Origin of the sequence: Arthrobacter ipis, assembly GCF_014694315.1 — a bacterium.
Taxonomy (GTDB): domain Bacteria; phylum Actinomycetota; class Actinomycetes; order Actinomycetales; family Micrococcaceae; genus Arthrobacter; species Arthrobacter ipis.
Genome location: NZ_JAAOXD010000004.1, coordinates 206,577 through 229,619, shown reverse-complemented (window position 1 = coordinate 229,619; position 23,043 = coordinate 206,577). Strand labels below are relative to the sequence as shown.

The 23,043-nt window shown below is 66.1% G+C and carries 17 protein-coding genes and 1 tRNA gene; 10 read left to right on the top strand and 8 right to left on the bottom strand.

The annotated features are described in order from the left end of the window. The first annotated feature begins 108 nt into the window (after positions 1–108). Together G9E11_RS13010 and G9E11_RS13005 are read left to right on the top strand one after the other, a co-directional pair. Complete coding sequence (locus G9E11_RS13010; protein ID WP_311764367.1) at positions 109–666, top strand: hypothetical protein; 558 nt, start codon at positions 109–111, stop codon at positions 664–666. Beyond that, on the top strand, positions 663–3,587 hold the full coding sequence (locus G9E11_RS13005; RefSeq protein ID WP_190606355.1) for an ATP-binding cassette domain-containing protein: 2,925 nt from the start codon (positions 663–665) through the stop codon (positions 3,585–3,587). The genes G9E11_RS13010 and G9E11_RS13005 overlap by 4 nt, the downstream gene beginning before the upstream one ends. Here the strand turns inward: G9E11_RS13005 and metH are convergent. Further along, the gene (gene metH / locus G9E11_RS13000; protein ID WP_190606353.1) at positions 3,577–7,209 is read right to left on the bottom strand and encodes a methionine synthase; all 3,633 of its coding nucleotides are present in this window, start codon (positions 7,207–7,209) and stop codon (positions 3,577–3,579) included. The two genes, G9E11_RS13005 and metH, sit on opposite strands and share 11 nt — an antisense overlap. A 158-nt stretch (positions 7,210–7,367) precedes the next feature. Here metH and G9E11_RS12995 point away from each other — a divergent pair, with 158 nt between their 5' ends. Both G9E11_RS12995 and G9E11_RS12990 read left to right on the top strand, forming a co-directional pair. Further along, positions 7,368–8,495: an L-talarate/galactarate dehydratase gene (locus tag G9E11_RS12995; RefSeq protein ID WP_190606351.1), complete on the top strand. Its 1,128-nt coding sequence runs from the start codon at positions 7,368–7,370 to the stop codon at positions 8,493–8,495. 10 nt (positions 8,496–8,505) lie between these two features. Beyond that, a complete protein-coding gene (locus G9E11_RS12990; protein ID WP_190606348.1) occupies positions 8,506–9,201 on the top strand; it encodes a FadR/GntR family transcriptional regulator in 696 nt (231 codons plus the stop codon). A gap of 10 nt (positions 9,202–9,211) precedes the next feature. Here the strand turns inward: G9E11_RS12990 and G9E11_RS12985 are convergent, their stop codons facing one another. Then, positions 9,212–10,180 carry a LysR family transcriptional regulator gene (locus G9E11_RS12985; RefSeq protein WP_190606346.1) on the bottom strand — a complete coding sequence of 323 codons (969 nt, stop codon included), beginning with the start codon at positions 10,178–10,180 and terminating at the stop codon, positions 9,212–9,214. A 137-nt stretch (positions 10,181–10,317) separates the two neighbouring features. On the opposite strand from G9E11_RS12985, the gene G9E11_RS12980 reads away from it, so the two are divergent. Together G9E11_RS12980 and G9E11_RS12975 are read left to right on the top strand one after the other, a co-directional pair. After that, positions 10,318–11,634: a glucarate dehydratase family protein gene (locus G9E11_RS12980; RefSeq protein WP_190606345.1), complete on the top strand. Its 1,317-nt coding sequence runs from the start codon at positions 10,318–10,320 to the stop codon at positions 11,632–11,634. Beyond that, on the top strand, positions 11,631–12,677 hold the full coding sequence (locus G9E11_RS12975; RefSeq protein WP_311764366.1) for a 2-hydroxyacid dehydrogenase: 1,047 nt from the start codon (positions 11,631–11,633) through the stop codon (positions 12,675–12,677). Before G9E11_RS12980 ends, G9E11_RS12975 begins: the two co-directional genes overlap by 4 nt. Positions 12,678–12,765: 88 nt before the next feature. Here the strand turns inward: G9E11_RS12975 and G9E11_RS12970 are convergent, their stop codons facing one another. The 5 genes from G9E11_RS12970 to G9E11_RS12950 are packed head-to-tail and all read right to left on the bottom strand — an operon-like array spanning position 12,766 to position 18,375. After that, positions 12,766–13,791 (bottom strand): ABC transporter ATP-binding protein, encoded by a 1,026-nt coding sequence (locus tag G9E11_RS12970; RefSeq protein WP_190606343.1) that lies wholly within the window; start codon positions 13,789–13,791, stop codon positions 12,766–12,768. Next, positions 13,784–14,842 (bottom strand): ABC transporter ATP-binding protein, encoded by a 1,059-nt coding sequence (locus G9E11_RS12965; RefSeq protein ID WP_311764365.1) that lies wholly within the window; start codon positions 14,840–14,842, stop codon positions 13,784–13,786. The genes G9E11_RS12970 and G9E11_RS12965 overlap by 8 nt, the downstream gene beginning before the upstream one ends. Next, positions 14,839–15,849, bottom strand: coding sequence for an ABC transporter permease (locus tag G9E11_RS12960; protein WP_190606340.1), 1,011 nt, complete (start codon positions 15,847–15,849; stop codon positions 14,839–14,841). The genes G9E11_RS12965 and G9E11_RS12960 overlap by 4 nt, the downstream gene beginning before the upstream one ends. Positions 15,850–15,857: 8 nt before the next feature. Then, on the bottom strand, positions 15,858–16,787 hold the full coding sequence (locus G9E11_RS12955; RefSeq protein WP_190606338.1) for an ABC transporter permease: 930 nt from the start codon (positions 16,785–16,787) through the stop codon (positions 15,858–15,860). 28 nt (positions 16,788–16,815) lie between these two features. Beyond that, positions 16,816–18,375: an ABC transporter substrate-binding protein gene (locus G9E11_RS12950; RefSeq protein WP_190606336.1), complete on the bottom strand. Its 1,560-nt coding sequence runs from the start codon at positions 18,373–18,375 to the stop codon at positions 16,816–16,818. 310 nt (positions 18,376–18,685) lie between these two features. Between G9E11_RS12950 and G9E11_RS12945 the strand changes: the two genes are divergently transcribed. Then, positions 18,686–19,633 (top strand): 2-hydroxyacid dehydrogenase, encoded by a 948-nt coding sequence (locus G9E11_RS12945; protein ID WP_190606334.1) that lies wholly within the window; start codon positions 18,686–18,688, stop codon positions 19,631–19,633. A 173-nt stretch (positions 19,634–19,806) separates the two neighbouring features. Then, positions 19,807–21,162, top strand: coding sequence for an MFS transporter (locus tag G9E11_RS12940; RefSeq protein WP_190606332.1), 1,356 nt, complete (start codon positions 19,807–19,809; stop codon positions 21,160–21,162). 183 nt (positions 21,163–21,345) lie between these two features. On the opposite strand, the gene G9E11_RS12935 is transcribed toward G9E11_RS12940, so the two are convergent. Further along, positions 21,346–21,428, bottom strand: a tRNA-Leu gene (locus G9E11_RS12935). A 393-nt stretch (positions 21,429–21,821) separates the two neighbouring features. Between G9E11_RS12935 and G9E11_RS12930 the strand changes: the two genes are divergently transcribed. Both G9E11_RS12930 and G9E11_RS12925 read left to right on the top strand, forming a co-directional pair. Beyond that, complete coding sequence (locus G9E11_RS12930; protein WP_190606330.1) at positions 21,822–22,562, top strand: FhaA domain-containing protein; 741 nt, start codon at positions 21,822–21,824, stop codon at positions 22,560–22,562. Beyond that, positions 22,559–23,041, top strand: coding sequence for an FHA domain-containing protein FhaB/FipA (locus G9E11_RS12925; protein ID WP_190606328.1), 483 nt, complete (start codon positions 22,559–22,561; stop codon positions 23,039–23,041). Before G9E11_RS12930 ends, G9E11_RS12925 begins: the two co-directional genes overlap by 4 nt. Positions 23,042–23,043 lie beyond the last annotated feature (2 nt).

Genomic DNA, 23,043 nt, shown 5'->3' with positions numbered 1-23,043 from the left:
AGCGTGAACGGGTCCGCTAACCAGTCGATCCTCATTGGTTTTATCGAACCCACCGTCACACAACGTGACGGCATCCGGATCGGACAAGCAACGTCCTACCCTTGACTGGTGACTTTGACTAAGATGCGCACCGCCGCCGCGAGCTCCCTCGCCGCCGCAGGTCTCCTGTTTACCCTCGCCGCGTGTTCCACGCCGGCCGCCACCCAGCCATCCACCTCAGCACCTGCTGCCACCGCAACGGCTTCATCCAGCGCCGCCTCCGGGCCCTGCGCAGGTGTGAAGGTCATAGTCGATTCGGGCGCCCTGAAGCAGGCTGCCGCTGACTCGTCCGTTTGCGTCCCCGTGGATGCGCCGACTCTCGCTTCAAAGGTGCTCGACGAGGCAAAGGTGAAAACCGAGGGCACTGACGCCTATCCCAAGGAACTGGTGTGCCGTGTGAACGGTGTACCCGCCGCAGACTTCGACATCGCCCACAAGGGCGGCACGTACCGGGAAGAATGCAAGAAGATGCCCGCCGCCTTTGCCTACTGGTCGCTTTGGGTTAAGCCGGCCTCCGGGGCTTGGGCATACGCGCAGGAAGGCCTCGCCACCCTGAAGGTGAGCCCGGGACAAAGCCTGGAACTGCTCTACACGGTGGACGGCGCACCCGCCGCACCCGCGGCGTGACCTTTCGACCCGCGCCGTTACGCGCAGCGGCGGCCCTCGCCGTCGTATTCATCGCGGCGCGGGTCACTTACCGCATCCTTTTTAACGGGGCGGGCACCGATGGCCCGGTTCTGGTCAACATGCCGCCGGTGCCGCTGCCTGCCCCCTACGCCCATGTGGTCCTCTTCGGCCCGGTAACAACACCTGGCCTGTGGGAGGCGGTCCTGTCCGCCCTGCCGATTGCCGGGATGATCCTCGGTTTCGGCATGCTCAACGCCTGGGTGGACGTGGCCCGCGGCTTCGTGCATCTGGCCCGCGGCGGCCCCATGCAGGGCATCGCCCGGATGCTTGTGGTGGCATGGGCGGCGCTCCCGGCGCTTTCGGACGCCGTGAAGTCGGTGCGCCTGGCTTTTCGGTTGCGGGGCGAACGCTTCGGACCCCGCGCCCTTGTTCCCGTGCTTGAGCGCACCCTCGAGCACGCCGGCCGGGTTGCCGCGGCCTTGGAGCTGCGCGGCTTCGCGAGCCGGGCAGCACACCAGCCCGGCCGCACTATCGAACCACCGGTGCTCGTCCGGGACGCACAATTCCGCATTGGTGACGCCCAGGTGCGCGTCGCCGGGTTCGCGCCGCCGAGCGGGTCAATCACGGTCATTACCGGGCCGACGGGCTCCGGCAAGTCCACGGTCCTGCGGGGTATCGCGGGGCTCCTCTCCCACGTTGACGGCGGCGAAATTTCCGGCACGGTGCGCATCGCCGGAACTCACCGTGCCACCACGCCGCCGCGCGATACCGCCCGCCTCATCGGCGTCGTATTGCAGAATCCCCGCGCCGCATTCGCCACCACCCGGGTCCGGGACGAAATCTCCCTCGCACTTGAGCTGCGCGGCATCTCGTCCAATACCGCCAAGGCCTGGGTGCTGGAGGTCGCGGAGCGCGTCGGAGTGTCGGCGCTGCTGGACCGGAACCTCAGCACCCTCTCGGCGGGCGAAGCCACGCTCGTGGCCATCGCCGCCGCGGTGGTGGAGCATCCGCCCCTGCTCCTGGTTGACGAGCCCCTGGCAGACCTCGACACCGCAGCACGCGGACGCGTCATCGCCGTGCTCAACACCCTCGCCCGCGAGGCGGGCGTCTGCGTCATCGTTGCGGAGCACCGGGCGGCGCCGCTCGCCCCCGTTGCCGACTCGTGGTGGAATATCGACGACGGCGCCCTGGTTCCGGGGGTTGCCCCCGCACCTTCGCACCCGGTCGCCTCACCGCCAACGCCGGCACAGCCGCCCGTCCAGCAGGTACAGCACGCGCCCGTGCTGACTGCGATCAACCTGGCGGTGCACCGTGAGGGCAAGCCTCTCGTGCGCAGCGCTTCCCTAACCCTGCACCGCGGTGAAGTGGTCGCCCTGGTGGGGCCGAACGGTGCCGGGAAGTCCTCCCTCCTTGTGGCACTCGCGCTCGGTGAAGGCGCGCTCAATGAAGGCACACCCGGTGGAAGCACGGTCGGCGGCGGCCACGTCGCCCTTGTGCCGGACGCCTCGGACGACCTCTTTACCAGGGATACCGTCGCAGCAGAGCTCCGTGCGGCAGAGCGGCGCCAGGCGCGGCGAAAGACAGGCGGCCGGCCTGCCCCCGGGGCCGCAACTGCACACCTTGCCCGTTTGCGGGGAGACGTTCGGATCCCCATTGGACACGAGCATCCCCGGGATCTCTCTGCTGGCGAACGCAGGATCCTTGCCATCGCGCTGCAGACCATGGACAGCCCACAGGTACTCCTGATCGATGAGCCCACCCGCGGACTCGATCCTGCGGCGCGCACAGCAGTCTCGGTGGCGCTGCGGGCCGCAACGGACGCTGGTGCGGCGGTCCTGATCGCCACCCACGACCTCGATTTTGCGCACGGCCTCGGCGCCCGGATCCTCCCGATGCGTGACGGCGTCGCCCCCTCATCCGGAACATCCGGAACAGAAGCCGCCCCGGCCAGTGCCGCCACAGCCAACGCGGCCCCCGCCAGTCCGGCCACAGCACAGCACATCACAGCACAGCGCAGCGCAACACCACGCATCGCAGCACCACCGTTCACCGGCCGGCCAACCGACCTTCCCGCCGCCGGGAAAGCCCGCCACATCCGGATGCCACGGGCCGCCGAGCTCGCAGTCCTCGCGGCTGCCAACCTTCTGGCTCTCGGTGCCTTCTGCTGGCCGTTGCTCGCTGCGGCACTCCCGGAGGATGCCGCAGCGGCCGTCCCCTATGCGGCGCTGGCCATTGCCCCCCTTGCCGTCGTTGCCGTCGTGGTGTCCCTGGACGGCTCGGTCCGCTCCGCACACACGGTGGCATTGCTCGGCGTCCTGGCCGCCGTCGGCTCGGCGGTCCGGGTGGCCAGCACCGGCGTCGGGGGTGTGGAGGCAGTCTTTATCCTGCTGATCCTGGCCGGCCGTGCCTTTGGCGCCCGTTTCGGCATGCTCCTCGGCGCCGCCACCATCGCCGTCTCAAGCGCCTTGTGGAGCGGCATCGGCCCGTGGTCCCCGTTCCAGATTTTCGCCTGTGCGTGGGTGGGCGCCGGGGCAGGCCTGCTCCCCAAACGCGTGCGGGGACGGGCCGAACTGTGGATGCTTTGCGGCTACGGCGTCCTGGCGTCTTACGTGTTCGGCCTGCTGACCAATCTGTGGTTCTGGCCCTTCGCCGTCGGCGCCGGAACCGGCATCTCCTACGTGCCGGGCGCGCCGCTATACACCAACCTCAGCAGCTTCCTGCTCTACTCGCTTTTGACCTCGACGGCGGGCTGGGACACCCTGCGCGCCGTCACCACGATCATCGGGATCGCCGTGGTGGGGCGGGCCATCCTCGCCGCACTGCGGCGGGTGAAGCCGGTCTCCAGCCCGGGTGGCCCGGGCGGGCTACCCGCCCGGGCTCAATCTATACAGGACAAGGACCGGCGTCAGCTCACACCTTGAAGTACTTCGCCTCCGGGTGGTGGAACACGAACGCGTCGGTGGACTGTTCGGGGTGCAGCATCAGCTCATCGCTCAGGACCACGCCCATCCGCTCGGGGTGCAGCAGTTCCACCACCTTGCGGCGGTCCTCCATGTCAGGGCACGCCGGGTATCCCAGTGAGAAGCGCGCTCCGCGGTAGTCGAGCTTGAACAGCCCGGCCTTGTCCTTCGGCTCCTCGGCCGCGAAGCCCAACTCCGAGCGGATCCGCGCATGCCAGAACTCCGCAAGCGCCTCGGTGAGCTGCATGACCAGGCCGTTGAGCTCGTAGTAATCGCGGTAGTGATCGCCGGCGAAGAGCTTGGCAGTCACCTCATCGACGTTCCCGCCGGCGGTGACCAGCTGCACCGGCAGCACGTCGATCTGCCCCGCTTCGCGCGAGCGGACGAAGTCGGCGAGGCACAGGTGCCGGTCGCGGCGCTGGCGCGGGAAGTCGAACCGCAACCGCTCGGTGCCGATCGGACCGCCTGACCCGCCGTCCGGGGCGAGGAGTCCCGGGGTGCCAAGCACGCCGTCGGGATCCGTACCGTGGTGCAGCACCACCACCTGCTCGCCCTCGGAAACCACCGGGAAATAGCCGTAGGCGACGGACGCGTCGAGCATTCCCTCGGCGAGGATGCGGTCCATCCAGTACCGCAGGCGCGGCCGGCCCTCGCGTTCCACCAGCTCGTCATAGGAAGCGCCGTCCTCGCCGCGGCCGGGCTTGAGCCCCCACTGTCCCATGAACGTAGCGCGCTCATCGAGGAACGCCGCGAAGTCGTGGAGGGCCACACCGCGCACGATGCGTGTACCCCAGAACGGCGGCGAAGGCACTGTGTTGTCGGAGGCGACGTCGGAACGGCCGGGCATGGCCTCCGGCTCGGTCAACGTGACTTTCGCACCGGTTCGATGGATCCGCTTCTTTAGAGCGGGGAGGCCGACGGCGTCCGGCGCCTCGCCCCGGGCAACGCGCACCAGCGGCTCCATCAGCGAAAGGCCTTCGAAGGCATCCTTGGCGTAGCGCACCTCGCCGTCGAACTGGCCCGCCAGGTCCTGCTCGACGTAGGCGCGGGTGAGGGCAGCTCCACCGAGGATCACCGGCCATTTCTTCCCAAGGCCACGCGACTGCAGCTCGGCCAGGTTCTCTTTCATCACTACCGTGGACTTCACCAGCAGGCCGGACATGCCGATGACGTCGGCGTTGTGCTCCTCGGCCGCAGCGATGATGTCGGCGATGGGCTGCTTGATGCCAAGGTTGATCACCTTGTAGCCGTTGTTGGTGAGGATGATGTCCACGAGGTTCTTGCCGATGTCGTGCACGTCGCCGCGCACGGTGGCGATCACCATGGTGCCCTTGCCGGAAGCATCCGATTTCTCCATGTGCGGCTCGAGCAGCGCGACCGCGTTTTTCATCACCTCGGCGGACTGCAGCACGAACGGCAGCTGCATCTCGCCGGCCCCGAAGCGTTCGCCCACCACCTTCATGCCCTCGAGCAGCTGGTCGTTGATGATGCCAAGCGGGGTCATGCCTTCGCTGCGGGCAAGGTCGAGGTCCTCCTCGAGGGCCTTGCCCTCGCCGTCGATGATGCGCCGCTGGAGGCGCTCGCCGGTGGGCAGCGCAGCAAGTTCCGCTGCGCGCTGGTCGCGCAGCGCGGCAGTGTCGACGCCGGCGAACATGTCCAGCATGCTGGCCAGGGGGTCGTACGTGACATTGCCGTCGGCGTCGTATTCGCGGCGGTCCCAGACGAGGTCCAGGGCCACCTTGCGCTGCTCCTCCGGCAGTGAAGCGAGCGGCACGATCTTGGCGGCGTCGATGATGCCGCTGGACAGGCCCGCCTCCACGGCTTCGTGCAGGAACACCGAGTTCAGGACGATGCGCGCTGCCGGGTTCAGGCCGAAGGATACATTCGAAACGCCGAGGGTGGTGTGGATGCCGGGGTACTTCGTGGTGATCTGGCGGATGGCCTCGATCGTTTCGATGCCGTCCCGGCGGGTCTCCTCCTGGCCGGTGGCGATGGGGAAGGTCAGGGCGTCGACGATGATGTCTTCCACCCGCATCCCCCACTCACCCACCAGGGCGTCGATGAGGCGCGAGGCGATGGCCACCTTGCCCTCGGTGGTGCGTGCCTGGCCGTGCTCGTCGATGGTCAGGGCGATGACGGCGGTGCCGTGTTCCTTCACGAGCGGCATGATGCGCGCGAAGCGGCTGTCCGGGCCGTCGCCGTCCTCATAGTTGACGGAGTTGATGACCGGGCGCCCGCCGATGTGCTCGAGCCCGGCCTGCAGCACGGGCGGTTCGGTGGAGTCGATGACGAGCGGGAGCGTGGAGGCTGAAGCGAAACGTGAGACGACCTCCTTGATGTCGGCCACGCCGTCGCGGCCCACGTAGTCAATGCACACGTCGAGCAGGTGCGCACCGACGCGGATCTGTTCGCGGGCAATATCAACGCAGTCATCCCAGCGCTCCTCGAGCATCGCCTGGCGGAACGCCTTCGAACCGTTGGCGTTGGTGCGCTCACCGATGGCGAGGTACGACGATTCCTGGTCGAAATTCACGTGCTGGTAAAGGGAGGCGATGCCTGCTTCCCGTTCGGTGGGAACCCGGCGGGCACCGGTGCCGTTCTCATTGCTGCGGAAGGGCGCAAGACGTTCGACGACGGCGGCCATGTGTTCCGGCGTCGTACCGCAACATCCGCCCACCAGGCCCAGGCCGAATTCCCGCACAAACTGCTCGTGCGAGGTGGCGAGTTCGGAAGGCGACAGCGGATAGTGCGCGCCGTCGGCGGTGAGGACCGGCAGGCCTGCGTTGGGCATGCAGGCGATCGCGACGGAGGACTGCTTGGACAGGTGGCGCAGGTGCTCGCTCATCTCATCGGGCCCCGTGGCACAGTTCAGGCCGATGGCATCCACGCCGAGCGGCTCGAGCGCGGTGAGCGCCGCGCCGATCTCGGATCCCATCAGCATGGTTCCGGTGGTCTCGACAGTCACCTCGACGAAGATTGGAAGCCGGACGCCGCGGGCCACGATCGCCTGCTTGCAACCGTTGACCGCGGCTTTGGTCTGCAGGAGGTCCTGGCTCGTTTCGATGAGGAAGGCATCGGCTCCCCCGTCGATGAGCCCCTCGGCCTGCAGGGCGAATGTCTGCTTGAGGTAGCCGTAGCTGGTGTGCCCGAGGCTGGGGAGCTTGGTGCCCGGCCCCATCGAGCCCAGGACCCACCGCATTCGTCCGTCTGTTTTTTCTGCCGCTTCGGCGCGGTCGCGGGCGATTTCGGCGCCCTTGCGGGCGAGCTCTTCGATGCGGTCGTCGATGCCGTAGTCGGAGAGGTTTGACCAGTTCGCGCCGAAGGTGTTGGTTTCGACTGCGTCGATGCCTGTGGCGAAGTAGGCGTCATGGATGTCCCCGATGATATCGGGGCGCGTGTCATTCAGGATCTCGTTGCAGCCCTCGAGGTTCTGAAAGTCGGCCTCGAGCGACAGTTCCCGGTCCTGCAACATGGTACCCATCGCACCATCGGCAATGACGACCCGTTGGTTCACAGCATCCAGAAGCGCCTGGGAGCGAACAGGACGGGGGACGGAGTCTATATCAAGCGCAAAACGAGGCATGTAAACAGACTACGGCCGGGGTCCGTAACAGTGCGCCGTATTTCCAAAGTGCTACGACGGCGGATGACCGCTTGAAGAACCAGTTACTTGTATTACAAGTAACTAACTTATATCCTAGGCAAGCGGGCAATGCCGCCCTACTTCCCAAGGAGAATCCATTGAGCACCGTCGATCTCATCCGGCACGTCAAACTTTCCACCGCACGCCTCCCGCTGGCCGTCCCGATCAGCGACGCCAAGGTGTTCACGGGCCGCCAGAAGCCCATGACGGAGGTCGTTTTCCTTTTCGCCGAGATCACCACGGAGCAGGGCCACACCGGCCTCGGCTTCAGCTACTCCAAGCGCGCCGGCGGTCCCGCCCAGTTCGCCCACGCCAAGGAAGTTGCCGAAGGAATCATTGGCGAGGACCCCAACGACATCGGCAAGCTCTACACCAAGCTGCTCTGGTCCGGCGCCTCGGTGGGCCGCTCGGGCGTCGCCACCCAGGCTCTCGCCGCCATCGACATCGCACTGTACGACCTCAAGGCCAAGCGCGCCGGGCTGCCCCTGGCCAAGCTCCTGGGCTCCTACCGCGACTCCGTCCAGACTTACAACACCTCCGGCGGCTTCCTGAACGCCACCCTCGACGAGGTGAAGGCCCGCGCCACGCAGTCCGTCGAAGAGGGCATCGGTGGCATCAAGATCAAGGTTGGACTCCCGGACACCAAGGAGGACCTGCGCCGTGTGGCGGGCATCCGCGAGCACATCGGATGGGACGTGCCCCTCATGGTCGACGCCAACCAGCAGTGGGACCGCGCCACGGCACTGCGCATGGGCCGCCAGCTCGAGGAATTCAACCTCATCTGGATCGAAGAGCCGCTGGACGCCTACGACTTCGAGGGCCACGCGCACCTCGCCCAGGTCCTGGACACCCCCATCGCCACCGGCGAAATGCTCGCCTCCGTGGCCGAGCACAAGGGCCTCATCGCCGCCAACGGCTGTGACATCATCCAGCCCGACGCCCCGCGCGTCGGCGGCATCACCCAATTCCTCCGGCTGGCAGCCCTCGCCGACGAACGCGGACTGGGCCTGGCGCCGCACTTCGCGATGGAAATCCACCTGCATCTGGCTGCCGCCTACCCGCGCGAACCGTGGGTGGAGCACTTCGACTGGCTGGACCCGCTGTTCAACGAGCGCCTCGAGACCAAGGACGGCCGGATGATCGTTCCGGACCGCCCCGGCCTCGGCGTCAGCCTCAGCGACCAGGCCCGTGCGTGGACCACCGAAACCGCGGAATTCGGCGCGTAACCTTGAACCCATGAGCCGGAACCTGACCGCGGACCTCGCCGCCGATCTTCGCACCCGCATTGTGGACGGCGTCATCCAGCCCGGTGAGAAGCTTCCGAGCGAAAACACCCTCATCGGTGAGTTCGGCGTCAGCCGGACGGTGGTCCGGTCCGCGCTCACGCGCCTCCAGGCAGAGGGCCTCGTGGAAACCGAACGGGGGCGGGGCAGCTTTGCGCTGACCCCGCCCCCGGCGGGTCCGACGTCGGGCCAGCCCACCAGGGCTGTGGTCACGGCCGAGGACCGGCTGCATCTGTTGGAATTCCGGATAGGCGTGGAAACTGAAGCGGCAGCCCTGGCTGCCGGAAACCGGACGGAGCGGCAACTGAACGCCCTGCGGCAGGCGCTGGCGGAGTTCACTGACAGCGTGGAGCACCCTGCCCATGCGATGAAGGCGGACTTTGAGTTCCACAAAGCCGTCGCCGCAGCCTCGGGAAACCCCTTTTACACCGACTGCCTCACAGCGCTGGGCCAGACGATGATCGCGATGCCGCGCACGCGGCTGATGACCGGCGTCGAGCACTATGCACGGGACCACTTCGAACAGGTGGTCCACGAACACGGGTCCATTTTTGCGGCCATTGCGGACAGCGATGGCGCGGCAGCGTCCGCGGCGATGCGAAATCACCTGGCCAACTCCCGGCGCAGGCTCCGGGCCGGACGGGACTAAGGGCCCCGGATCACGCCCCGCCGGCCGCGGGCTGGCCGCGCCGCTCACTTCCGGGCGAGCCAGCCGATTCAGGCGACCCAATCAGTTCCAGAAGCCTCAAAACCGCTGGGTTGGCCGTCTCTTCATTCCACGCGAGCTCCAGTTCCACGCGGTTCAGCTCCTGCACGCCGTTCCGTCCGTCGATCTCGTGGAATTCCACGCCCGGTGGGGCAAATGCCATGGCCGAGGCAGGAACTAGCGTCACTCCCAGCCCCGCTTGGACGAAGGCGAGGAGCGCCGGAACCTGGCTGGCGTACTGGGTGGTGTTGGCATGTGCTCCGGCGCTGGCGAACAACCGCAACACCAGGTCGTGGAAGTAGCGGGCCTCCTTGGTGGAGTACATGAGCAGGGGCAGCCTGTCCAGGTATCCAAGCGGCAGCGGCTCGCCGTCGCGCCCAACCATGTTGCCCAGCAGCGAACTGCCTTCGGGCAGCGCCACCACCAGGCGGTCCTGCATCAGCGGCCGGGACACCACACCGGGCCGGGCCACGATGGGGCGCAGCAGGCCGATGTCCACGTTCCCTTTCACCAGCCCGTCCATCTGGTCCGTCGAGACAAGTTCCCGAAGCACGAAAGACACCCTGGGCATGTTCTCGGCCGCAAGGCGCAGCATCAGCGGCAGCGCACTATGCCCGGCTATCGCCGTGTAGCCGACCGTAATGGTGCCTGCCTGGCCTGACGAGACCCGGCGGACGTCCAGATCGGTCTTGATGCACATGTCCAAGATCTGGCGTGCCCTCGGCAGCAGCGTGGCACCCGCTGCGGTGAGCTCCACCTTCCGGCTGGTCCGGCCGAAAAGCTGGGCACCCAGCTTCTTCTCGAGCATCTGGATCTGGCGGCTCAGGGGCGGCTGCGTCATGTTGAGCCGCTCCGCCGCAGCGCCGAAGTGCAGTTCTTCAGCAACGGCCACGAACGCCTCTAGCTGGGGTAGCGAAAACATCCATACCTTTACTGAATTATCGAGTGCAGAAATTAGCTTGGACTTGTATTGATGACTCCCCTTATGGTCGTGAACAAAGCAGCTTTTATCAACCCCCACGGGCCGAAAAGCTCAGCCCACCCAAGGAGCACAGCGCAGTGAACCAGGCATGCGAACCCGCCCAGCGCGTCAACCAGGCAAATCTCAACCAGGCCAGGATCACCGGCGTCTCCATCACGCCAGTGGCCTTCAAGGATCCGCCCCTGCTCAACACCGTGGGCGTGCACGAGCCGTTCGCGCTGCGGGCCATCGTCGAGGTGCAGACGGACGCCGGCGTCTCGGGCTTCGGCGAGACCTACGGCGATGCCGGCCACCTCGCACGCCTCCAGTTGGCAGCCTCCGTCCTGCCGGGGACGGACGTGTTCAACATCAACGCGTTGCGCAGCAGGATCGCCCAGGCACTGGAGCAGGACACCGTCCAGGGCGGCCACGGCATGGGCGGCATGGTCACGGGCTCGAGCACCGCTGACCGCGTGCTGTCCGCCTTCGACGTCGCCGCCCTGGACATCCAGGGCAAGCTGCTGGGCCTGCCCGTCAGCGACCTGCTGGGAGGCGCCGTCCGCGGGTCCGTCCAGTTCAGCGGCTACCTGTTCTACAAGTGGGCAGGTCACCCGGGCCAGGCCGACGACAGTTGGGACGCCGCGCTGGACCCCGCAGGAATTGTTCAGCAAGCCCGGACAATGGTGGACAGCTACGGCTTCAGCGCGCTGAAGCTGAAGGCAGGCGTCTTCCCGCCGGAGGAAGAGATTGCCGCCATCCAGGCGCTGAGGGTTGAATTCCCCGGCATGCCGCTCCGCATCGACCCCAACGGCGCGTGGACGGTGGAGACCTCCATCCGGGTGGGCAAGGAACTGCACGGGGTCCTTGAGTACCTCGAAGACCCGACGCCGGGCATTGAAGGCATGGCGGCCGTCCGCCGCGAGGTAGGGATGCCCCTGGCAACGAACATGTGCGTGGTCAGCTTCGCCGATGTTGCCCCCGCCGTGGCCGCCGGCGCCGTCGACGTTATCCTCTCGGACCACCACTTCTGGGGCGGCCTGCGGCGGACCCAGTCCCTCGCCGGCATCACTGAGACGTTCGGCCTGGGACTGTCCATGCACTCAAACTCCCACCTGGGCATCAGCCTCGCCGCCATGGTCCACCTCGCGGCTGCCACCCCCAACCTCGACTATGCGTGCGACACGCATTGGCCTTGGAAGGACTCCTCCGAGGACGTCATTGCCGACGGCGTGTTCACGTTTACGAACGGTGCCGTGCAGGTCCCCACCGGTCCTGGGCTCGGAGTGGAAGTCGACCGTGACGCCCTGGAACGCCTGCACCGCCAGTACCTGGAGTGCGGGCTCAGGAGCCGGGATGACACCGGCTATATGAAGCGGCTCCACCCGTCGTACGAGCTCCAAAGCCCCCGGTGGTGACGGCGGGGGCTGGCTCGTCGGCCATGGAATCCCTGAGGATTGTGGTCACCGACCCCATCATCAGCCGCTTTTCTGACCAATTAACGGCCGACGGCGGCACTCACTACTGGGATATGGCGGCGGCTTGGACTCCGGAACGCCGGCTTGACGCGCTGGCGGGGGCCGACGTCGTCGTCTGTTCCTCCCTCAGCCCCGTGGAGGCCCAGACGGCCTCCCGGGTGCGCCTGGTCCACGTCACCGGCGCCGGCTACGACAAGATCTGTTTCCCCCGGCTGGCGCCCCCGGCCCTGGTGGCCAACACCTTCCACCACGCGCGGCCCATCGCGGAGCATGTCCTCATGGTCACCCTGATGCTGTCGCGCAACGCTGCCGTTGCCGAGCGCGCGCTCCGGCGAGGAGAGTGGCGAACCATCGCCACGGACGCCGACGTGCCTTTCCATCCCATCCTTGCCGACCTGACGCTGGGACTGGTGGGCCTGGGTTCCATCGGCGCCGAGGTGGCCCGCGTGGCGGGCTCGCTGGGGATGAAGGTCCGGGCCGTTCGGCGGAACCCGGCAGCTTCCCTTCCTGACGGCGTCCGGCTCGACTGGGTGGGCGGGGACGGGCAGCTCCATGAGCTGCTGGCCGCGTCCGACGTCGTCGTGGTCACGGTGCCGCTGGATGCCGGTACGAAGGGGATGATCGGTGCAGCAGAACTGTCTGCCATGAAGGCAACAGGACTGCTCATCAACGTGGCGCGGGGCGCCGTGGTGGACCAGTCCGCGCTCTACGCGGCGCTTAAGGAAGGGCGCATCGCCGGGGCCGGCATCGACGTCTGGTGGGGTTTGCCGGCGGACGGCGCGGTCCCGCCCGCCGAGCTGCCTTTTGCGGAACTGCAGAATACGGTGCTCACACCGCACCATTCCGGGCATGCGCGCATCACGTTCGAGCGCCGGGCGGACGACATTGCCGCCAATATCGCCCGGCTTGCCCGCGGCGAGGACCTGGTGAACCTGGTGGCCCGTCCCGCTACAGAACCAGCAGTATTGCCGGCTGCACAATAAGCAGCACGCTTATACCGAAACTTCCTGGCCGCCTGCAGGCAGGCGGCCAGGAAGATCACCCCGGCGATGACGGCGTACTCTGCACCCGTCACAAGGCGGTGGCCGCGGCGCCGGTGAGCCCCTTGATGGAATCGAGCGGGAAGTGGCACTCCGCGACGTGCCGGGTGCCGTCGGGGGCCGCCAGAACCTGCGGTTCCGGCGGTACTTCGGCACAGATGTCCTGCGCCTTCCAGCACCTGGTCCGGAAGCGGCAGCCCGACGGCGGATCCAGCGGCGAGGGCAGCTCGCCGCGGAGAACGATCCTGTCCCGCGGCGTTCCGCTGACGTCCAGCTTGGGGGACGCCGACATCAGGGCCGCGGTGTAGGGATGTTTGGGGTGGTCAAAGACCTCCTCTGTGGCGCCGGATTCGATGATGCGCCCGAGGTACATCACGGCCACCCGGTCCGCCACATGCCGGACCACCGTCAGGTCGTGCGAGATGAAGATGTAGGAAACGCCAAGTTCCTTCTGGAGCTCATTGAGCAGGTTCAGGACTTGCGCCTGGACGGAAAGGTCAAGGGCGGACACTGGCTCGTCGAGGATGATGACGTCCGGGTTGAGCGCCAACGCCCGGGCGATGCCAATGCGCTGGCGCTGGCCGCCGGAGAACTCCTGGGGCGACTTGCGGGCATCGGAGGGACGCAGCCCCACCATGTGCAGCAGTTCGCGGACCCGGGCGTCGCGTGCCCTCGACGTCGGATACAGGCTGCGGTGGGTGGCCCATGGTTCGGCGATGATGTCGGCGGCGTTCATGCGGGCGTTCAGCGAGGCAAAGGGGTCCTGGAAGACCATCTGCACCCGCCGCCGCCAGTTCAGCAGTTCCTTGCCGCGGAGACCAAACGGGTTGGTACCTTCAAACGTCACGGTTCCTTCGTCGGGCGTTTCCAGCATCATCAGGGTCCGCGCCAGGGTGGACTTGCCGCAGCCGGACTCGCCGACAAGGCCGAGCGTTTCCCCGCGGCCCACTGTCAGGCGGATACCGTCCAGGGCCTTGAGCCGGGTGTTGCCGCTGGCGCTCTTGGCAACGTGGAAAGTCTTGGTCAGGCCGTCAATGGCCAGAAGCGGCTCAGGCATTGGTGATCTCCTCGCTGAAGTGGCAGGCGGCGGTGCGTGTGGGTGAGTTATCAACTGCCCGCAGGGCGGGCCGCTCGGCCCGGCAGATGTCCTGGACCAGCGGGCAGCGCGACTGGTAGACGCAGCCCGCCGGGATGTGGTGGAGCTCGGGCGGGCTGCCGGGGATGGATTTCAGCTGGGCGCCGCGCTCCAGGTGGACGGGCACTGATTCGAGCAGCCCTTTTGTATAGGGATGCCGGGGGTCGGCGAAAACCTCGGACACCGGTCCGCTTTCCACCACGTTGCCGGCATACATCACTGCCACGGAGTCCGCTTCCTCCGCGACCACCGCCAGGTCGTGGGTGATGAGAATGACGGCCATCTGGCCCTCTTCGCGCAGCGTCCGGAGAAGTTGCATGATCTGGGCCTGGACGGTGACGTCCAGCGCGGTGGTGGGTTCATCGGCGATCAGCAAGCGCGGATTGAGGGCCACGGCCATCGCGATGAGAATGCGCTGGCGCATGCCGCCGGAGAACTGGTGGGGGTAGGAGTTGACCCGTGATTCGGGTTCGGGGATGCCCACCCGCTTCATGAGGTCGATCGCCTCAAGCCGTGCCTGCTTTGCATTCAGGCCGCGGTGGATGCGGAAGGCCTCGCCCAGCTGGGTTCCTACTGTATATACGGGGTTCAATGCGGTCAGGGCGTCCTGGAAGACGATGCCCAGGCCGGGGCCGGCGAACTTGAGCCGTTCCTTGGGGCTGAGGGCGGCGAGGTCGGTGCCGTTGAGGAGGATCTGGCCGTCGGCCAGGTCGCAGACAGGGTCCATGATGCCGGCCAGTGCCTTGGCTGTCATGGATTTACCGCAGCCGGATTCCCCGAGCAGGGCCAGGGTTTCTCCGGCGCGGGCCTCGAATCGCACGCTGTTTACGGCGCGGACGGTGCCGCGGTGGGTGCGGATGTCCACGGCGAGGTCGCGGACCTGCAGGACGACGTCGCGGGCTTTTGCCTGCACGGCGGGCGTGCCGGCGGTGACGGGGCACTTGCTGGACGCTTGTTCGGCAGCTGTTTTCACGGCTGGGTCTCCTTCACTGGAATGCGGGCGATCAGCCGCTTGCGGGGAAGGGCCAGGCGCCAGCGCTGGGCCGGGTCGGTGGCGATTCGGAGCCAGGCGGCGAGGACGTTGGCGGCTATGGTGGTGACCACGATGGCGGCGCCGGGGAAGATGGACAGCCACCATGCGGTCTGCAGGTACTGCCGGCCCTGGGAGACCATGAGGCCCCAACTGACGTCCGGCGGCTGGATTCCGATGCCAAGGAAGCTCAGCGAGGATTCGGCGAGCATCACGTAGCAGAACTCGAGGGTGGCCAGCGTGAGCAGGGTCGGCAGTACCACCGGGATGACGTGCCGGACGATGATGGCGCTGGGCTTGGCCCCGAACGTCCGGGCAGCATCCACAAACGTCCGGCTCTGGAGCTCCGCCGATTCAGCGCGGGCGGTGCGCAGATATATAGGAAGGCGGGTGAGGGCCAGGATCAGCACGATGTTCGCGGCGCTGGGGCTGAAAACATAAAGCACGACGACGGCGAGCAGCAGGGAGGGGAAGCTCATGATGACATCCGCGATGCGCATGGAGACGTTCTCCCGCCAGCCGCGGTGGTAGCCGGCCCAGACACCCCACAGGGAACCGATGACCAGGGCGACCGCCACGGCGGGCACGGCGACCGACAGGGTGGTGCGGCTGGCCACCACCAGCCGGGCCAGCATGCTCCGGCCGAGCGAATCGCTGCCGAGGAAGTACTCCCAGCCGTGCGCAAACGTGAACGGTGCCTTGTTGGCGAACAACAGGTTCTGTCTGGTGGCCAGGTCGCCCATCAGGGCGGGGCCCAGGATCGCAGTCAGGCCAACGAACACGAGGATCACCGCCGAGACGGTGGCGAAGCGGTCCTTGAGCAGGAGCCGGAACAGGTTCAGCTTCCCGTTCTGCTTGCTTTCCTTGCCGGCTTTGTTGCTGCCCTCTGGTTGCTGGGTATCCGCCGGCAGCTGCTCCGCGGCCGCCCCCTCAGTCAATGAAGTCTGCATGGCTACTCCTAAGCCTTTACCGTGATGGGACGGACGCGCGCGTCCAGTAGCGCATAGCCCATGTCGATGAGGATATTCAGGGCGAAGATTGCGACGGCGGTGAGCAGGACGGCTGCCTGCAGGACGGCAAAGTCGCGCTGCAGGATCGAATCGATCATGAGCTTTCCAATGCCAGGCCAGCCGAAGATGGTCTCCACCACGACGGCGCCGTTGACCAGTCCCACGGTCAGGTCGCCGGCCACGGTCAACGCCGGGGCCGCCGCGTTGCGCAGCGCGTGGTGAGTGACCACCCGGAGCTCACCGGCCCCGCGGCTGCGGGCCAGCTTGATGTAGGGCTCCGAGAGCGCGGACACCATGGAGCCGCGGACGATCTGGACCAGCACACCGAATGGCCGCAGGAGCAGGGTGGCGATGGGCAGCACCCAGGAGCCGGCTCCCGACACACCCGATGTCGGCAGCCAGCCCAGGGTGATGGCGAACACCCAGATACCCACGATGGCCAGCCAGAAGTCCGGGATCGAAGCCGCAGCCATGGAGACAAAACTTGAGATCCGGTCCGCGATGCCGTTTGGCTTCAACGCGGCCCAGCACCCCACCACGAGTCCCAGCAGCACGGCCAGCACCATGGTGGTGGTGGCCAGCTGCAGGGTGGCGGGGAAGGCGCGAAATGCCATGGCGGCGGCGTCCTGCCCGGTGCGCAGTGAGTGCCCGAAATCGAGGCGGAACACCCCACCGAAGTACTCGGCCATCTGTACCAGCAGCGGCTGGTCCAGGCCGTTGCGCGCGCTGAAGTCGTCGCGCATCTGTTGGGTTGCGTTCAGGGGCAGGTACAGGCTGGCGGGATTTCCCGTCATCCTGGCCAGGGCGAACACCCCGACGATCACCACCACCAGCGGCAGCGCGCTGGAGACAATCCGCTTTCTCAAGTAGATCAGCATGGCTGTCCTTCTCTCCCGGACGTCCGGGCTAGCTTGCCGGCGTCATTTCCGAAACACGCAGCTCATCGCCGCTGGACGAGTTGGGCGTGTAGTTCACGGACTTGGCCTTGCCGATGATGCCGGTCTGGTGCGAGATGTTTGCGAACTGCACAATCTTGTCGTTCTGGTAGGCGAAGATCTCCTCGAAGTCCTTCTTCCGCTCGCTGCCGGACGCCGCATCGGCCTTCTTGATCATGGCGTCAAACTCGGGGGTACCGAAGTAGCTCTGGGCGCCGGTGGACAGCATGTACTGGTCCACGGTGAAGGCTGCGTCGCCGGCCTGGTTGCCGTGCTGGGTCATCAGCGCCACTGCGCCTTCGTCCTTGGCGAAGGGACGGACCTGGTAGGTCAGGTGCTGGCTGGTCTCGAGCATCTTGAGCTTGACGTTGAGGCCGGCCTGGCTGAGCTGCTCCTGCAGGACCTGGCCGAGTTCAGTGATCTTGGGGAACTGGGCGCTGCGGACCACCAGCGAGATCTGCTTGGAAGTGTCCACGCCGTCGGCCTTGGCCTCGGCAACGAGGGACTTGGCCTTGACCAGGTCGAATGGCCAGGCTTTCAGCGCGGAGTTGTGGCCCACGATGCCCTCGGGAACCAGCTGCGCAGCCACCTTGTGCTTGCCTTGGTAGAGGGAGTTCACGATTCCCTCTTTGTCGATGGCGTAGTTGATGGCCTGGCGGACACGGATGTCATTGAGCGGGGCAACATTGCCGTCAAGGCGCAGGGCAACTGTTTCGTTGTTGGGGTAGTCGACGCCAAGATCACCGATGTTGTCGTCCGGGCTGAGACCCATGGCAATGTCGGCCTCGCCGCTGGTGATCATGGCGGCCCGCACGGAGCTTTCGGAGCGCCACTGGTATTCGGCCTTGGCGTAGGCGGGTTTGGCGCCCCAGTAGCCGTCCCAGGTGGAGAGCGTGATCTTCTGCCCTGCGTCCCACTGCTCGATCTTGTAGGGGCCCGTGCCGATCGGTTCGCGGACCTTCTCGGTGGTGCTGGTCGACGTCGGAACCACCTCGAGGAAAGAAAGGCGCAGCGGCAGGATGGGATCGGGTGCGGGAGTGGAGACGGTCAGCGTGGTGGCGTCCACGGCCTTCACTTTGAGGTCGGCATCGCCGAACACGTAGCCCTCCACGTTGCAGCCGAGCTTGGAGTTGACTGCCCTGTTGATGGTGAAGGCGGCGGCTTCGGCGTTGAACGGCGTGCCGTCCTGGAACTTCACGCCTTCACGCAGCTTCAGCGTCCACTCGGTAGGGCTCGTGGCTTTCCATTCGGTGGCGAGCTTCGGTTCGAGTTCGCCCGTCTTGGGGTTCCTTTCAATCAGTGGCTCGGTGACGTTCGAGCGCACCACAACGCCGGTGGAGGTCAGGTTCGACTCACAGGCTTCCAGGGTGGGCGGTTCCTGTCCGAGGACCACGCGCACCGTGTTCGAGGAGGGGGCGGCTGCGTCGGAGTTGGCCACTGAGCAGCCGCTCAGGCCCAGCACTGCGACGGAGGCGAGTGCCGGCCACTTGAGCATGGCTGCGGCAAAGGGAAGCTTTGAAGAAGACGTCATTGTATTTCCTCCGGATCGGGTGATTGCGGCAGCGGCTGGTCCTGCGCTGGTGGAACTGCCCATGGGGATCAGGTGCTTGGGGCCGCGCTGGACTCAAGCTAATTGAGGTCCAGGGGGTCCACAAGGATTTGGCCGGGCATCAGCGGCGCGTGCAGGACGGCCAAGGCCGCACTAGGGCCCTGTGACGGCCACCTCGTGATCCGGAAATCCGCGTGATTCCGCAGGCGAGGGCGTATCAATTCACTCCGGGCATCGATCCATGCCATTTACATGTTGGACCTGTATGAATCGAAATCCTTAGGGTGCAGATATGAAGAGCATCGCCGTCCTGCAGGTCGGACCCCTCATGCCAACCGTCCAAGAATCAATCACGGAAGAATATGGAGCCGTCCGGCTCCCCGATGACCCCGCCGGGCAGGAGGAGTTCCTGCGGGTGCACGGCCGGGCCTTCGAAGTCGTCGTGACGTCCGGGAAGTTCGGCGTCGGGGCGGACCTGATGAGCGCTCTGCCCAACCTGCGCGCCGTCATCAATTTCGGCGTCGGCTATGACACCACAGACGTTGCCCAGGCTGCCGAACGCGGCATCACCGTCAGCAACACGCCAGATGTCCTCAATGACTGCGTGGCGGATATCGCCGTCGCCCTTTATCTGGACGTGCTGCGCAAAGTCAGCACGGCTGACCGCTACGTCCGCCGCGGCGACTGGCTCGCGAAGGGCAACTTCCCGCTGGCCACCAAGGCCAGCGGCAGGAAAGTGGGGATCCTGGGTCTGGGCCGAATCGGACGGGTCATCGCACGCCGGCTGGAAGGCTTCGACTGCGACATCAGCTACCACAGCCGCAATCCGTTGGACGACGTCGCATACCCGTATGCGGCTTCCCCCGTTGAGCTGGCCGCCGGCTGCGATGTGCTGATCGTGGCTGCCGCGGGAGGTCCAGGCTCAGCCAAGCTGGTGGGCGCCGACGTCATCCACGCACTGGGACCCGAGGGCTACTTGATCAACATCGCCAGGGGCTCCGTCGTGGATGAGGAAGCCCTCGTGGCTGCCCTTCTGGCCGGCCGGCTGGCTGGCGCAGGGCTGGATGTCTTCGCGGACGAGCCGAAGGTTCCAGAGGACCTCCTCAGCCTCGACAACGTCGTCCTCCTACCCCACCTGGGGAGCGGCACCCACGAGACTCGGGCCGATATGGCCGTACTGACCCTCGCGAACCTGCGTTCATACATCAGCACCGGCAGCGTCCTGACGGCGGTGCTGTGATCAGCGAGGATGCCGCAGTAGTTCCCTGCGGGTATCACGCCATGCAATATGTGTGTTGGACGGGCATGAAACCGACTGTTTACAGTTAACGCGTGCTGTGGCGAGGACCACAACGGGCTGCCCACGTAACCCCCGCAGCGTGATCTTGCTGATCTATCAAAGAGGATTCCCCCATGCAGTCTGTAGACACCGCTGTCACGGATCTGGCTTCGGCCATGAAGAAGTTTTTCCGGCGCGTGCTGCCCATCATGCTGGTCATGCTCGTGTGCAACCAGTTGAACAGGTCCAACATCGGCTACGCCCAGGACCATCTGCAGGCTGACGTCGGCATCGGCGCCGCAGCCTACGGCTTCGGCGCCGGGCTGTTCTTCATCGCCTATGCCATTTTCGAGCTTCCCAGCAACGTGATGATGGAAAAGTACGGCGCCAAGATCTGGCTGACCCGGATCATGGTCAGCTGGGGCATCGTGTCCTTCCTGATGACTTTTGTGCAGAACGAGATGATGTTCTACGTCTTGCGGTTCCTGCTTGGCGCTGCCGAAGCCGGCTTCTTCCCGGCCGTCATCTTCTACTTCGCCCGCTGGGTCCCCGCTGGCCAGCGGGGCAAGGCGACTGCCGTCTTCATCGCCGGATCGTCGGTGGCAGCCGCCCTGTCGGGCCCCATCGCAGGCCTGCTCCTGAGCCTGCACGACGTCCTGGGCCTGCGCGGCTGGCAGTGGCTGTTCGGCTTTGAAGGCGTGCTCTCCGTCGCCGTCGGCATCATCGTATTCTTCTTCCTCGACGCCAAGGTCCAGGATGCCAAGTGGCTGACGGCCGGCGAAAAGTCGGCTCTGAACGCAGAGATCGCCCACGAGGACGCCCAGCACGCCGAGGCTGACGGCGGCAAGGTCAACCGCTGGAAGATGCTCCTGAACCCTCAGATTCTCCTGCTGTGCGGCATCTACTTCTCGGTGCAGCTCTCTATCTACGCGAACACGTTCTGGCTGCCGACCATCGTCAAGCAGATTCCCGGCACCACGGACCTCAGCGTCGGCTTCCTCTCCTCTATCCCGTGGGTGTGTGCCGTCTTCGCCATGTACTTCGCCGCCAAGTGGCAGGACAAGGCAAAGTCCAAGCGCCCGCTGCTGGTCGCCGCACTCCTTGTGGCCGCCGTCGGCACCCTCGCCGCAGCCGTTGCTTCCCCGGTCCTTGCCCTGGTGTTCCTCGCCGTCGCTGCCATGGGCTTCAAGAGCGCGTCGCCGCTGTTCTGGACCATCCCCCAGTCCGCTCTGCACCCGCTGGTCCTGGCCCCCGCAATTGCCATCATCAACTCGCTGGGCAACCTCGGCGGTTTCGTGGCACCGTTCGGATTCGGCATCATCAAGGAGCAGACCGGCAGCGTGGTTCCCGGCCTCTTCGCCCTGGCCGCGGCGTCAACGGTGGCTGCCATCCTGGTGTACTTCCTCAAGGAGCGGAAGCCCGTCTCCGAGGTCGCCGAGAAGGCACCGGCCGCCGTCGCAACACCGCTGGAGCCGTCTACGGCGAAGTAGTGCAGCAACACTCATTGATCATCCCGCATTGGTGGGACGGGGCCGTTCGAATGAAGCTTTGGGCGGGTGTCGGGATTCCGGCACCCGCCCAGCGGCGTTTTGGGGTAGCGGGCTCAGGGCTACACAGTCCCTCAAACAAGAAAGAACCCCGGGAAATCATCGATTTCCCGGGGTTCTGATGCGTGCGCGAGGGGGGATTTGAACCCCCACGCCCTTTCGGACACTGGCACCTGAAGCCAGCGCGTCTGCCGTTCCGCCACTCGCGCGCAACTTCTTCCACTTGGCCCAGCCGGAATCCAGCTTGCAACCTCGTAAAAGCAGCGAGATCAAGCATAACGGACACTCACCGCAAATTCCTAATCGGGGCTTTCGGCCGCCCTGCAGCCACGATCTGCGCCGGCACAGTCGGCCGTTGCGAGGCCATCAAGGCGTCCGCTGTGCGCAGATTCCAGCCTGTGATCGCGCCCACAACCACCGGGGAGAAGTGAACGAATCGGGTACCCGGCGCGTTGTGGATTAAGGTCATTCCCAGACGTGGCAAGTAGTATCGGATACATAAGGGCCCGCTTCCGGCGGGCACGGTGTTTTGTTGTGACTGCATTGCCAGAATGAGTTCCTCGGGACGTACTGTCCCTCAGCAGCAAGGAAAGGAGAGGACCATGGGTTTGCTGGACAAAGTCGAACGCGGCATTGAAAAGGCGGTCCGCGGCGTCTTCTCCACCGGCTCCAAAGCCCAGGTTGAGCCCGTGGAAATCGCGAGCCGCCTGCGCCGGGAAGTGGACCATAAGGCCATCACCATCGCTGCCGGACGCACCTTGGTGCCCAACGTCTTCGATGTGCTCCTGAGTGACGAGGATTTTCAGCGCGCCCAGGAATGGGGAACCCCACTGGCCGAGGAACTCTGCGACGTCGTTATTAACCACGTCCGCAGCCAGGGATACACGCTGCAGGGCCCGGTCCGCATCTCGTTCCGCCGGGACGAATCCCACCGGGCCGGCGACTTCGAGATCACGTCAAAAACCGAAAAGTCCTCCGGTTCAGCGCCGGCCGCCCCGCGGGCAAACGTCCCGGCAGCGCCAAACCGCCAGCCAGTCCGGCTGCAGCCCGTCCTGGACATCGACGGCCAGCGGTATTCACTCAATGCGCCCTCAGTCGTCCTGGGCCGTTCATCAGAGGCTGACATCCTGGTGGACGACACCGGAGTCTCCCGCCGGCATCTGGAAATCCAGACCCACAGCGGCACCACCACCGCCGTCGATCTGGGCTCCACCAACGGCAGCTACGTCAACGGACACAAAGTGGCCGGCAGCATCGAACTCACCGACGGCTCCACCATCACGATGGGACGGACCAAAATTATCTTCCGCCTCCTGCCCGCCAACAGCGGCGGCCGCCCATGAGCGAACTGACCATAACCGCCCTGCGCTTTGGATTCCTGCTTCTTCTCTGGGTACTCATCTTCAGCATCGTCTCAGCCATGCGCCGCGACCTCATGATCGGCCGCAAGGCCGCCACGGGCGCCCCCACGGCCAGGCAGGTGCGGAAGAACCCCGAACTGGCAGAGCCGGCGCCCGCTCCCGCCAAGCAGCATGCCCGCCAGCTGGTGGTCACCGAAGGCCCACTCAAGGGCCGCACGGTCCCATTGGCTGCCAGCCCCATCCTGCTGGGGCGCGCGCAGGAGGCCACACTGGTTCTTGAGGACGACTACGCTTCCGGCAGGCACGCCCGGCTCTTTCCACAGGGAAGCCGGTGGTTCATCGAGGACCTCGGCTCCACCAACGGCACCTATCTGGCCGAACAGCAGCTCACCAGGGCCCTGCCCGTGGACCTTGGTGTACCCGTGAGAATCGGCAAGACGGTCATTGAATTGAGGCCGTAGCC